Here is a 12,455-nt window from a genome sequence, read left to right as displayed (position 1 = left end):
TGACATGCCGCCAATGGAGGCGGCGAGGGAACAGCGACGGTGGGTCTGCCTGCCAGGGCGGCCGTATTCGCCGCCTCCGGGGCTCACGATAGGCATTTACTTCTTCGCCCGGATGGTAAATCGCAAAGTCCGGGATAATCGGTGGGTATGGTGTAAATGATGAGGTTTTTCGCTTTAACGCAGTTTACCTACGCCAGGCGAGGAGGCCGTCGGGGGCGGCGGCGCAGGTGAAGCCGGCGGCGGTGAGTTCGGGCTCAAGGACGTTCCAGGCCGGGCGGTAGGCGTTGCCGACGATGTCCTCCTCGTCGATGACCTTGCCGTCCGCGATGACCCGGTAGACCGTGCGGTACCTGATCCGCCCCTCCCCTGACTCGATGATCTCGGAGAAGGACGCGTAGGTGTGCCGCCCCACCTGGCGGGAGTCGATCTCCTTCAGGGGGTGCGGGGCCGGGAGGTCGCCGTCGCGCCAGGTGAAGACGAGCAGGCCGCCCGGTTCCAGCGCGCCCGCGAGCACCGGCCAGAGCCGTTCGCGGTACTCCGGCTCCATCGCGTACATGACGTTGATCATCACGATGGCCTCGACGGGCTCGGGCAGGTCCAGGCTCAGGGCGTCGTACGGCAGGACGGTCACCCGCTTGAGGAGTTCGGGGCGGCCGGTCAGGCGGGACAGCAGGATGCCGCGCATGCCGGGCGAGGGCTCCAGGGCGAAGATCTCGGCGGGGGTGCTGTCGGCGAGGGTGATGGTGATCAGACCGGACCCCGCCCCGATCTCCAGGATGCTCCGCCGTACGCCGGTGAGCAGCGGTGGAAGCTTCTCGCGGACCGCCGGGACGTGCGCGTTCTCGTGGAGGAGGTCATAGAAGGGGAGGGAGATGAAGTCGGTCATGGCGGGCCACACTAGTCCCCATCCGCCCAATGCGACGTCCGAGAACCCGACTTTCGGAGGGGGCCGCAGGGGCGGCCACCGGCCTACTCTGATGCCTGTGATCCGCGACAGGGCCCTTGACGCGCTGGTGGTGGTCGCCTGCCTGATGCTGAGCGCCGAGCATCTCGGCAAAAGCCCGGTGGTGGTGGTCGCCGCCGCGCTGCTGCTCGCGCTGCGCAGGCACGCGCCCCTGGCGGTGGCCTGGCTCACCGCCGCCGCCACGGCGGTACTGGCCGTCTCCGGCGCGATCCCCGCCGGCCCGGACGTGCTGTGGTGGCCGCCCGCCGCGCCCTTCGCCGCGTACGCCCTGATGGCGTTCACCAGCGTCCGTGGGCCGGCCGTCGTCGCCGCCGCGGTGGCGCTCGTCGCGCTGCCGCTCGCGTCGCCCGCCGAGGCGGGCGTGCGCACCGCGATGTTCACCGCGGGCGCGGTGCTGCTCGGCCTGTACGTCACCGCGCGCCGCCAGCTCATCGCGACGCTGCGCGAGCGGGCCGAGCGCGCCGAGCGCGAGCGGCATCTGCTCGGCGAGCAGGCCCGCGGCGAGGAGCGGGTACGCCTGGCCGCCGAGATCCACGACCTCGTCACGCACCGGGTGACCCTGATGGTGCTCCAGGCGGGCGCGCTGAACGTGTCCTCGGCCGACGCGGCGACCCGGGAGTCCGCCGAGTCGCTGCGCGCGACCGGCTGCCAGGCCCTCGACGAGCTGCGCGAACTCGTCGGCGTCCTGCGCGGAGGCGACCCCGGCGACCGTCCCGCGAGCCGCACGAACGAGGCCGCGCCGCTGCCCGCCCTGGACGACGTGGTCGCCGAGTCGGCGTCCGTCGGCGTGGCCGTCGAGCTGGTGGAGTCCGGGGAGCGGTCGCCGGTCTCGCCCGCCGTCGGCCGTACGGCGCGGCGGGTGGTCCAGGAGGCGCTGACCAACGTGCGCAAGCACGCCCCGGGGGCCGCCGCGCGGGTCCAGGTCGAGTACGCGGGCGACGCCGTACGGCTGAGCGTGCGCAACACCGCGCCCGCCAGGGCCGCCGACCCGGCCCTGGTCGGCAGCGGCCCGGGTACCGGGCTGCTCGGCCTGCGGCAGCGGGTCGCGCTGGTCAACGGCACGCTGCGGGCCGGCCCGGACGGCGAGGGCGGGTTCGAGGTAGAGGTTACGCTGCCGAAGGAGGTGCCCGCCCGCACATGAACGGACCCGAGGACCCTGTCCGGGTCGTCGTGGTGGACGACGAGCCGATGGTGTGCGCCCATTTGCGTACGATCCTGGACTCATCCGGCGACATCACCGTGGTCGGCGAGGCGCACGACGGCGCGGCGGGCGTGGAGGCGGTGATCCGGCACCGGCCCGGCGTGGTGCTGATGGACCTGCGGATGCCGGAGGTGGACGGGATCACCGCGATCGGGCGCATCAAGGAGCTGGCCGCCCCGCCGTACATCGTGGTGCTGACCACCTTCGACGCCGACCACTACGTGCTGCGCGCGCTGGACGCGGGCGCGTCGGGCTTCCTGCTGAAGTCCACGCCGCCGCGCGAGCTGATCGGGCTGGTGCGGGTGGCCGCGGGCGGGCACACGGTGATGTCCCGTACGGCCACGGACAGCCTGCTCGCCGCCGGTGGCCGGCGTCGCGAGGCGCGGGGCCGGCGTACGGCACTGCTCGCCGAGCTGACCGACCGCGAGCGGGAGGTACTGGCGTGCGTGGCCAGGGGCATGTCGAACGCGGAGATCGCGGCGGCGCTGTTCGTGGGCGAGGCCACGGTGAAGGGGCACGTCTCCCGGGTGCTGGCCAAGACCCAGTGCGCCAACCGGACCCAGGCGGGCCTGCTCGCCTACGAGGCGGGCCTCACCGGCTGATCATTCGGGCAGGATGTGGCCGAGCAGCAGCTTGCCGAACAGCACCGGCGCGAACCACGCCACCTCGACCGGGATCGCCAGCAGCGTCACGCTCACCGTGGACGCCAGCGCCGCCACCGCGAACGCCACCGGACGCCGCAGCTCGGCAGGCGTCGCGAGCACGCCCAGCGCCCCCGTCACCGCCAAACCGTAGACGGCCCCGGCCGCCCCCCACCCGAACCCGGGCACCAGCAGCGCCATCAGGAAGGGATGGACGTGGCCCGCGACGAAGAGGAAGTGGTGCCTGGCGGTACGTCCCGGCCGGTGGAAGCGGCGTTTGGCGGACGCGGTGGCGTTGACCACCGTCCCGCCGAACAGGTCGAAGCCGGCCAGGGCCAGGAGCGCGACCACCGGCCGGCCGTGCCCGGCATGCGCACTGATGAGCCCCGCCAGCACGGCCCCGGCGGCCGCCGTGGCGTACGCGGTCACCGTCTCCCCCCGGGTGGCCTCAGGGGCGATGAGCATGTCGCCGATGGCCCGGCTCATCGGACCCCGCCCAGGCACACGGTGACGATGGGCCCGGTGAGCTCGGTGATCGGGAGGGCCGGATCGATGATCCATTGCAGCAGGCAGCCCTCGATCGCCCCGACGATCACGGCGGCCTCCGCCGCGCCCACGCCCGGCCGGGCCGAGCCCTCGGCGGCGGCCTCCGCCAGCAGGGCGGCGATGACCGTGCGGTACTCGCGGTAGATCTCGGCCATGTGCAGCGGCAGGCCCTCCTCGCGCGCGCCCGAGCCGTACAGGTCGAGCAGCAGGCGGGCCGGCTCGGGGCTGACCGTGACCGAGGCGATCACGTCGCGGATGAGGGCGGCGAGCCGGTCCAATGGCGGGGTCCCCGGGGTACGGGCCCGGCCGACGATCTCCCGGGACCCGGCGGCCAGCGCCTCGAACGCGGCCTGCAGGATCTCCTCGCGGCTGTCGAAGTAGAGGTAGACGCTGCCCTTGGCGATCCCGGCCTCGGCCGCGACGTCCTCGATGCGGCCGGCGGCGAAGCCGCGGCGGGCGAAGACCCGCACCGCCGCCTCCAGGATCTCCTGCCGCCTGGCGGACTTGTCCACGCGTTTGGGGCTCATCATGGCAGCATTATGACTGACCGGTCAGTCATAGTCCATGGACAAGGCAACCTACGGAACACTGGAGGTGTGACCGAAGACGACCGGACCAGCCCCCCGACCAGCCCTTCCATCGTCGTGCTCACCCTGGCCCGGCAGGTCGAGACCCGGCTCAACGCCGCGCTCGCGCCGCTCGACCTCACGGTGGGCAGGTTCGGCATGCTCGGTCACATCGCCGCGGTGCCCGGCATCTCGTTCAGCGACCTGGCCAGGATGTCGGGGATCACCGTGCAGAGCGCGCACGGGGCCGTGCGAACGCTCGTGGGCGCGGGCCTGGTACGCGACAACACGGCCCGCGCTGGGGCGGCCTCGGCGATCGAGCTCACGCAGGAGGGCGCGCGGCTGCTGCGGGCGGCGAAAACCGCGCTGCGGGGGGTGGACGAGGAGCTGTTCGGCCCGGACGCCGATCCGATGCGGCGGCGGGTGGCCGAGACCATCCGCACGGTGCTCACCCAGGAGTCCTGAGCCCCTTCAGGGACCCTGAAGGTTGCGTGTTAAGCTTCAGGCTCCCTGAAGGTCATGGAGACGCCTGTGGAAGCCCTCCTGCTCGTGGTGCACATCATCGGCGGCATCGTGTTCGTCGGCGGTTCGGCCATCGCCACCAGCCTGTTCCCCCGCTACGTACCGCTGGCCGCCACCGTGCCCGCGGGCACGGACCCACCCGAGGAACGCAGCCGCGCGGTGGCCGCCGCGCTGCACCGCATCACCCGCGGCTACGGCATCGCGGGCCTCATCGTGCCGGTCGCCGGGCTCGTCCTGGCCGTCATGCAGGGCCGTACCATGCAGCTCTGGGTGATCCTCGCGATGATCCTCACCGCCGTCGCGGGCGGCCTGGTCGCCATGCAGATCTACCCGCGGCAGCGCGACGCGCTCGCCGACCCCGGCGACCGCGCCGGGCTGCGCACCCTGAGCATGCTCTCCGGTGTCTACAACCTGCTGTGGACCGCCATCGTGGTGCTGATGGTCGTCCAGCCCGGCTCGGGAGCGGCCGGATGAGCGGGCTGCCGGTACTGCGCCTCGCGTCCGCCATCGAGGCGATCTCGCTGGTGATTCTGCTGGTCAACCTGGTCACCGCGCACGCCAAGCCGGTCAGTGCGGTCATGGGCCCGCTGCACGGCGCGGCCTACCTCGTGGTCATCATGATCACTTTGCTGGCCCGCGCGCCCATCGTGCCCGGGGTCCGGCTGCGCGCGCTGATCCCGGGCATCGGCGGGCTGCTCGCCGTACGGCGGCTCGAGCGCGGCGACACCCGCGAGCGATAGTCACCGGTGCGGCATGCCGATCCGCACCGGAACGCCCGCCGACGCGTGCAGCAGCGGCGAGCCGTACGGCTCGGGGAGGCCGCCCGCCTGGAGCAGGCTCTGGTCCAGGGCGCGCAGCCGGGCGTGCCGCAGCGGCCAGCGCGGGTGCTCGACCCTGGCCGTGGCCAGGCGTCCGGCCATGCGGGTGAAGAGCCGGTAGCGTTCGATCAGGAAGTGCGACTGCTCGTCGTACTCGTCTTCGGTGAACGCCTCGCCCACCTCGACCTCGGCGTCACCGCGCGCCCCGCGCGGTCCGGGCCAGTGGCGGCGGCACTGGTAGCGCACGCGCGGCCCGGCCTTGCCGACCGACATGCGCGACCAGAAGTAGGGCAGCCCGAAACCGGCCCGCCCGCCGAGCACGGCGGGCAGCCGCGCGGCGTCCAGCGACAGGAACCGGATCCCGCTGCGCCCCTGCCGGTCGCGGACGTAGGTCCGCACGTTCGTCTCGGGGAACCGTGACAACCACGGCACGGCGGGCAACCCCGGCGGGCGTACCCCTTCCATCAGGAACATCGCCAGCCCCACCCAGGCGTCATCGCGGTACGTCTCCACGGTGAGCCCATCGGGCAGCAGTCTCTGAACGACCGGCGCCGGATAGCGCCAGTGCGCGAACGTCATCCACGACCAGCGCTGATACATGACCGGCAGCGACACCGGCGGTTCACTCACCGTCCGTACCTCCCCCTCATCCTCCCGGCCATGAGCAGGGCCGCACCCTAACACGCCCACCGGCCGTACGAGCGGGCCGGTGGGCGCGTGGTTCCACGGGGTGCTACAGGACCTGGCGGCCCCGGTACTGCCCGCAGGCGGTACAGGCCCGGTGCGCGTACGTGCGCTCGCCGCAAGCCGGGTTGGGGCAGCGGGTCAGCGCGGCGGGCCGCGCCTTCCACTGCGAACGGCGGGACCTGGTGTTGGCCCGTGATTTCCTTCTGAAGCCGGATGCGGCCATCGGACGTCCTTCTCCTCGCTGGGCTGTGCACAGGGTCGGAGAAGGAGGGGCGGGTCGGGCCCGATCTCGGGCCGCAGGCTCAGGGCGACGCCGTCCCCGAGACCATGGATGGCGAAAGGCATGGAACTCCGCATCGAGAACGCGGATCGGCGCCGGCCTGAGAAGCGGCCAGGGCGCGGCCCGGACGGCGGACAGCGCGCACAACGGCGATCCGATGACAGGACATCGCGGAAACCGCCGGACGGGCGGCGGCTAGCGTCTCGATGCCTCGGGGCTGTCCATGTCGGCAGGCTAGGAAACCGCGCCGCGGCACGTCAATCGATTTTCCGGCCAGGCCAGACCATGCCGTACCGGGTGGTGATCGGAGTCGCACACCCCAAGACCGCCGGGGTTCAGCCCGGCAGGGTCTCTCCACCGATCGGGGCCAGGACCTCGCCCGTGTAGTAGGACGACAGCTTCTCCGACGCGAAGAACACGTACGACGGCGCGATCTCGTCCGGGTCGGCGGCCCGCCGCATCGGCACCTGCTGCCCGAACATCGCGACCTTCTCCGGCGGCAGGGTGGCCGGGATCAGCGGCGTCCAGACCGGGCCGGGGGCCACCGCGTTGATCCGGATGCCGCGATCGACCAGGTTCTGCGCCATCGAGTAGGTGAACGCGTTGATCGCACCCTTGGTGGCCGCGTAGTCGATCAGCGACTTGTTGCCGCGCAGCCCGTTGATGGACGAGGTGTTGATGATCGCGCTGCCCGCCTTCAGGTACGGCAGCGCCGCCTTGGTCACCCGGAAGTAGCTGTGGATGTTGACCGCGAACGTGTGCTCCCACTGCTGGTCGGACAGTTCCTCCAGGGACTCGACCCCGGCTTGGCAGGCCACGTTGTTCACCAGGATGTCCAGCCCGCCCAGTTCGCTGACCGCCTGCTGGACGGCCGCCTGGCAGCGGCTCGCGTCGGCGAGGTCGCCGGGGATGAGCACGCACTGCCGTCCGGCGGCCTCGACCAGCTTCTTGGTGTGCGCGGCGTCCTCGTGCTCGCTCAGGTACGCGATGGCGATGTCCGCGCCCTCCTTGGCGAACGCGACGGCGACCGCGCGGCCGATCCCCGAGTCGCCGCCGGTGATCAGCGCCCGTTTGCCCGCCAGGAGGTCCCGGCCCGCGTAGTCGCGCATCTCGTCGTTGGGCCCTGGCGCCATCTCGCGGGTACGCCCCGGGTACGGCTGGCTCTGCTCCGGCCGTTCGCTCTTGGATTCCTGTGCCATGCCCTCCGGGTGCCCGGGGTCGCGTACGGCTAACGCCACCGGATGTTCCTGTAACCATGTGTGCTGCTCTGACGACAATCAGGTACCAGTCATCGTCAGGAGGCCGGATGCCCACCTCGTCGCCAGCGCCCGGCGGGCCGCCCGACCCGGACCGGGTGCAACGCAGAGAAGACTTCGCCACGGAGCTGTCGCTGCTTCGCGAGCAGGCGGAGCTGACCGTCCGGCAGGTGGCCGCCAAGATCGGCGTGCAGGGGGCGCACACGACGGTGGGCGACTGGTTCGCCGGTCGCGGGCTGCCCGCCAGCGCCTCCCGCGACCTGCTGCTGCGGGTGCTCGAGGTGTGCGGGGTGCGCGACCCGGAGCAGGCCGAACGCTGGCTGGCGGCCTGGCACCGGGTACGCCGCGCGCCCGGTCCCCGGCCCGCGGGCCCCGAGCCCTACCGGGGGCTGGCCGGGTTCCAGCCGGAGGACGCCGATTGGTTCTTCGGCCGCCGCGCCCTGACCGGCCTGCTCATCGAGCGGCTCGCGACCGGGGCGGGGGTGCTGGTCGTGGTCGGCGCGTCCGGCTCGGGGAAGTCCTCGCTGCTGCGCGCCGGGCTGATCGCCGCGCTGCGCGGCGGGGCGCTGCCCGGTTCGGCGGACTGGCCGATCGAGCTGTTCACCCCTGGCCCCCGGCCGGTGGACGAACTGGCGGCCAGACTGGCCGCCCTGGCCGCCGCGCCCGTCGCCGAGGTGACCGAGGCGGTACGCGCGGACCCCGGCCGCTGCGCGGACTACGCGGGAAAGGCGGGCGGCGGGCGTCCGGTGCTGGTGATCGACCAGTTCGAGGAGTTGTTCACCGCGTGCGACGACGAGGGCGAGCGACGCCTGTTCGTGGCCGGAGCGTCGGCGGCGGCCTCGGGCGGGGCGCTGGTGGTGATCGCGCTGCGCGCCGACTTCTACGCGCCCGCGCTGCGGTACCCGCAGCTCGTGGACGCCGTACGCGCCGGTCAGATCACCGTCGGGCCGATGAGCGCGGCCGAACTGCGCGAGGCGATCGTCGAACCCGCCCGCCGGGCGAGGACCCCCATCGAGGACGGCCTGGTCGAACTCCTCCTCCGCGACGTCGCCCCGCCCGGCGGGGGAAAGGGGGCGCACGAGCCGGGGGTCCTGCCGCTGTTGTCGCACGCCCTGTACGCGAGCTGGCGACACGGACGCGGCAAGAAGCTCACCGTCGCCGACTACCGGGCCGTGGGCGGCATCGACGGCGCGGTCGCCGCCACCGCCGGCGCGGTCTACGACTCACTGTCCGCCGAGCAGCAGGAGGTGGCCAGGCGGCTGTTCCTGCACCTGGTCCACCTGGGCACCGACACCGCCGACACCCGCCGCAGGGCCACCACCGCCGAACTCCTCGCCGCCCGCGGCGACGCCTCCCAGGCCGAGACCGAGGACGTACTGGACCGGTTCATCGCGCAGCGCCTGATCACCGCCGACACCGGCACGGTGGAGATCAGCCACGAGGCGCTGCTGACCGCCTGGCCCCGGCTGCGGTCCTGGCTGGACGCCGACCGGGCGGGCCTGATCGCCGGGCGGCGGCTGGTGGCCGCCGCGGAGTCCTGGCAGCGCGACGGGCGCGACCCCGGAGCGCTCTACCGGGGCGCCCGGCTGGCCGCCGCCCAGGAGTGGATCGGCGACCACCGGTCCGAGCTGCCGCCGCTGGCCCTGGCGTTCTTCGACGCGAGCGTGCGCCACGCGCGCCGCCGTACCCGCAGGCTGTACCGGACCATCGGCGCGCTGCTGCTGTCGCTCGTGCTCGCGCTCGGCGCGTCGTTCGCGGCGATCCGCTCGGAGGGCACGGCGACCCGGCAGCGCGACGAGGCGCTGTCGCGGAAGGTCGCCGCGGAGACCACCGCGCTGCGCGCCACCAACCCGGCGCTGGCCGCGCAGCTCGCCCTGGCCGCGTACCGGCTGGCGCCCACCGCTGAGGCCCGCGGGAGCCTGCTCAGCAGCCTGTCGGCGCCCTTCGCGACCCGGGTGACCGGCCATCGCGCGACGGTGTTCGGCGTGGCGTTCCACCCCGGCGGGCGGGTCCTGGCCACCGCGAGCGCCGACGCCACCGCCCGGCTGTGGAACGTTACCGACGCGGGCCGCCCGCTGCCGCTCGCGACGCTGACCGCGCACACCGACGACGTGACCGACGTGGCGTTCAGCAGGGACGGCGAACTGCTCGCGACCTCCAGCAGCGACACCACCGGCAGGCTGTGGGACGTCACGGACCCCCGCCGGCCGAGGCCGCTGGCCACGCTCACCGGCCACGCCGGCCGGATCTCGGAGATCACCTTCGCCCCCGACGGCCGCACGGTGTCCACCGTGAGCGAGGACGAGACCGCGCGGCTGTGGGACATCACCGACAGGGCCCGCCCGAGGACCCTCGCCACGCTGCCCGGCGTGTTCAACGAGACGGCCTTCAGCCCCGACGGGCGCACCCTGGTCGCGGCGGGGGGCGACGCGCGGGTGTGGCGCTGGGACGTCACCGACCCCGCCCGTCCGGTCGCGCTGCCCACGCTCACCGGGCACGCGGACCGGGTGCTGGCGGCGGCGTTCAGCCCGGACGGACGTACCCTGGCCACCGGCGGCTTCGACAACGCGCTGCGGCTGTGGGACGTGGCCGACCCACGCCGCCCCCGGTTCCTGGCCGAGCTGCCCGGCCATGAGAGCGGCATCGTGTCGATCGCGTTCGCGGCGGACGGGCACACGATCGCCACCGGCAGCTACGACCTGACCGCGCGGCTGTGGGACATCGCCGATCCGAAGTTCGCGGGCGCGCCGGTCACGCTGAGCGGCCATGGCGACGTCGTCTACGGGGTCGCGTTCGACCCGTCCGGCGGCAGGCTGGCGACCGCCTCCAAGGACACCACGGTACGGCTGTGGAGCGTACGCGCGCCGGTCATCGGCGGGCACACCGGGACGGTCAACGCGGTGGCGTACCGCCCGGACGGCAAGGCGCTGCTGGCCGGGAGCTACAAGACCTCGCAACTGCTGGACCTGAGCGAGCGGGGGCGGCCCGCCGTACGGGCCCGGCCGGGCGGGCATACCGACAACGTCTCCGGCGCGGCGTTCAGCCCGGACGGCCGTACGCTGGTCACCGCGAGCCTGGACCGCACGCTGCGGCTGTGGGACGCCGAGCGCCCGGAGGTGCCGCTGTCCCGGCTCGTCGGGCACACGCTGAACGTGACGGGCGTCGCCTACCACCCGCGCCGGCGCATCGTGGCCAGTTCCAGCCAGGACACCACCGCCCGGCTGTGGGACGTCGCGGACCGCCGCCGCCCGGCCCCGCTCGCGATCCTGACCGGCCACACCGACGCGGTGGACGACGTCGCCATCGCCCCGGACGGCACGCTGCTGGCCACCGCGAGCGCAGACGGCACCGCCCGGCTGTGGGACATCACCGCCCCCGCCGCCCCGCGCCCGGCCGCCATCCTGGCCGGTCACACGAACGCCGTCATGAACGTCGACTTCCACCCCGGGGGGCGGCTGCTGGCCACCGCGAGCGCGGACGGTACGGCCAGGCTGTGGGACATCACGGTCCCCGCCGCCCCGCGCCCCGTCGCCATCCTGACCGGCCATGCGAACGCCGTCTCCGACGTCGTCTTCCACCCCGGCGGACGGGTGGTCGCCACCGCCAGCTTCGACGGCACGGCCCGGCTGTGGGACATCACCGACCCCGCCGCCCCCGGCCCGCCGGCCGTCCTGGCGGGCCACACCGCCCGGGTGCTGTCGGCCGCGTTCAGCCCCGACGGCTCCACCCTGGTCACCGGCGGCGCGGATGCCACCGCCCGGCTCTGGGACACCGACCTCGGCCGGGTCGCCGCGCAGGTCTGCGGCCTGGCCCATCCCCCGGTCACCCGCGCGGAATGGAACCGCTACCTGCCCGGCACGGCCTTCCTGCCGCCCTGCGCCCGCCCGCTATCGTGGGGCGGATGACCGGCGATGAGACGCGCGAGGGAGTGCCGCTGACCAACCTCGGCGCTCCGCTCTTCGACGGCGCGAACGCCACCAAGCGCGACCTGGTCGACTACCTCGACCAGATCAGCGACCGCCTGCTGCCCGCGCTGCGCGACCGGCCACTGTCCGTGCTGCGGGTCCGGCCGGGCCAGGCGCCCTTCATGCAGAAGAACGTGCCGAAGTACGCCCCCGACTGGATCCGGACGGTCTCGCTGTGGGCGGCGGCCTCCCAGCGGCAGGTGTCCTACGCGCTGTGCGACGACCGGCGTACGCTGCTGTGGTTCGCCAACCAGCGGGCGGTGGAGTACCACCCGGCGCTGGTGCGCGGCGACCACGCCACCCACATGGTGCTCGACCTCGACCCGCCGGAGGGCGAGTCCTTCCGGCCGGTGGTGGCCGCGGCGCTGCTGGTCAGGCAGGCCCTGGCGGACGCGGGCCTGTCCGGCGCGGTGAAGACCAGCGGGGCCAAGGGCGTCCACATCTTCGTGCCGGTGGTCCCGGGGATCGCCATGGAGGACCTGGCCGCGGCCACCCGGGCCCTCGCCGTACGCGCCGAACGACTGGACCCGGCCCTCGCCACCACGGCCTTCATCCGCGAGGACCGCCAGGGCAAGGTCTTCCTGGACTCCACCCGGGCGGGCGGCGCGACGATCGTCGCCGCCTACAGCCCGCGGATCCGCCACGGCACCCCGGTCTCCTTCCCCGTCGCCTGGGACGACCTCGACCGCGTCTCCCCCGCCGACTTCACCGTCCACACCGCCGTGGGCCTCCTCGCCGGCACCGACCCCTGGTCCACCCTGATGCCCGCCCCCCAGCCCCTCCCCGCCGACCTGATCGAGCAGGGCCACACCATCCCGGTCGCCCGCGTCCAGGCCATGCACGAGGGCAAACGCCGCGCCCGCGCCCGCCGCCGCACGGACGGCGACTGACCGGTCTTCTGTCCAGCATCTGTCCATGCTTTGTCCGGGGCCCCGCCCATGATGAGACCCGAACCGTCCGGCACGTACCGCGCCCGCAGGGAGGGGAACGGCATGGTGGTCCGCCTTGC

Annotated in this window: 13 protein-coding genes; 7 read left to right on the top strand and 6 right to left on the bottom strand. The window is 73.5% G+C overall.

The window, feature by feature from the left end; translation table 11 throughout:
* Positions 1 to 184 precede the first annotated feature (184 nt).
* Entirely contained in the window at positions 185 to 886 is a 702-nt protein-coding gene (locus DP939_RS04340) for a class I SAM-dependent methyltransferase (RefSeq protein ID WP_113979508.1), read from the bottom strand.
* A 97-nt stretch (positions 887 to 983) separates the two neighbouring features.
* On the opposite strand from DP939_RS04340, the gene DP939_RS04335 reads away from it, so the two are divergent.
* Positions 984 to 2,105: a sensor histidine kinase gene (locus tag DP939_RS04335; protein WP_199564924.1), complete on the top strand. Its 1,122-nt coding sequence runs from the start codon at positions 984 to 986 to the stop codon at positions 2,103 to 2,105.
* On the top strand, positions 2,102 to 2,767 hold the full coding sequence (locus tag DP939_RS04330) for a response regulator (RefSeq protein WP_113979022.1): 666 nt from the start codon (positions 2,102 to 2,104) through the stop codon (positions 2,765 to 2,767). Before DP939_RS04335 ends, DP939_RS04330 begins: the two co-directional genes overlap by 4 nt.
* On the opposite strand, the gene DP939_RS04325 is transcribed toward DP939_RS04330, so the two are convergent.
* A complete protein-coding gene (locus DP939_RS04325) occupies positions 2,768 to 3,292 on the bottom strand; it encodes a hypothetical protein (RefSeq protein WP_113979020.1) in 525 nt (174 codons plus the stop codon). It abuts the gene before it with no gap.
* On the bottom strand, positions 3,289 to 3,882 hold the full coding sequence (locus tag DP939_RS04320; RefSeq protein ID WP_225878035.1) for a TetR/AcrR family transcriptional regulator: 594 nt from the start codon (positions 3,880 to 3,882) through the stop codon (positions 3,289 to 3,291). The genes DP939_RS04325 and DP939_RS04320 overlap by 4 nt, the downstream gene beginning before the upstream one ends.
* 66 nt (positions 3,883 to 3,948) lie before the next feature.
* On the opposite strand from DP939_RS04320, the gene DP939_RS04315 reads away from it, so the two are divergent.
* The 3 genes from DP939_RS04315 (at position 3,949) to DP939_RS04305 (ending at position 5,180) form a co-directional block, all read left to right on the top strand.
* On the top strand, positions 3,949 to 4,383 hold the full coding sequence (locus tag DP939_RS04315; protein WP_225878034.1) for a MarR family winged helix-turn-helix transcriptional regulator: 435 nt from the start codon (positions 3,949 to 3,951) through the stop codon (positions 4,381 to 4,383).
* 66 nt (positions 4,384 to 4,449) lie between these two features.
* A complete protein-coding gene (locus tag DP939_RS04310) occupies positions 4,450 to 4,914 on the top strand; it encodes a hypothetical protein (protein WP_113979506.1) in 465 nt (154 codons plus the stop codon).
* Entirely contained in the window at positions 4,911 to 5,180 is a 270-nt protein-coding gene (locus DP939_RS04305) for a DUF3817 domain-containing protein (RefSeq protein WP_199564923.1), read from the top strand. Before DP939_RS04310 ends, DP939_RS04305 begins: the two co-directional genes overlap by 4 nt.
* Here DP939_RS04305 and DP939_RS04300 read toward each other — a convergent pair whose 3' ends face one another.
* The 3 genes from DP939_RS04300 to DP939_RS04290 all read right to left on the bottom strand — a co-directional run bounded on the left by DP939_RS04300 (position 5,181) and on the right by DP939_RS04290 (position 7,424).
* The gene (locus DP939_RS04300) at positions 5,181 to 5,888 is read right to left on the bottom strand and encodes a YqjF family protein (protein WP_147267861.1); all 708 of its coding nucleotides are present in this window, start codon (positions 5,886 to 5,888) and stop codon (positions 5,181 to 5,183) included.
* Between the two features lie 103 nt (positions 5,889 to 5,991).
* Positions 5,992 to 6,168 (bottom strand): 50S ribosomal protein L32, encoded by a 177-nt coding sequence (gene rpmF / locus DP939_RS04295; protein WP_113979013.1) that lies wholly within the window; start codon positions 6,166 to 6,168, stop codon positions 5,992 to 5,994.
* Between the two features lie 392 nt (positions 6,169 to 6,560).
* Complete coding sequence (locus tag DP939_RS04290; RefSeq protein WP_113979010.1) at positions 6,561 to 7,424, bottom strand: SDR family oxidoreductase; 864 nt, start codon at positions 7,422 to 7,424, stop codon at positions 6,561 to 6,563.
* Between the two features lie 107 nt (positions 7,425 to 7,531).
* On the opposite strand from DP939_RS04290, the gene DP939_RS04285 reads away from it, so the two are divergent.
* Both DP939_RS04285 and DP939_RS04280 read left to right on the top strand, forming a co-directional pair.
* Positions 7,532 to 11,386: an nSTAND1 domain-containing NTPase gene (locus DP939_RS04285; RefSeq protein ID WP_113979007.1), complete on the top strand. Its 3,855-nt coding sequence runs from the start codon at positions 7,532 to 7,534 to the stop codon at positions 11,384 to 11,386.
* Positions 11,383 to 12,336, top strand: a complete 954-nt coding sequence (locus DP939_RS04280) for a DNA polymerase domain-containing protein (protein WP_113979004.1) — start codon at positions 11,383 to 11,385, stop codon at positions 12,334 to 12,336. The genes DP939_RS04285 and DP939_RS04280 overlap by 4 nt, the downstream gene beginning before the upstream one ends.
* Positions 12,337 to 12,455: the final 119 nt, after the last annotated feature.

Source organism: Spongiactinospora rosea (assembly GCF_003315795.1).
GTDB lineage: Bacteria > Actinomycetota > Actinomycetes > Streptosporangiales > Streptosporangiaceae > Spongiactinospora > Spongiactinospora rosea.
This window is presented reverse-complemented; position numbering and strand designations above follow the sequence as displayed.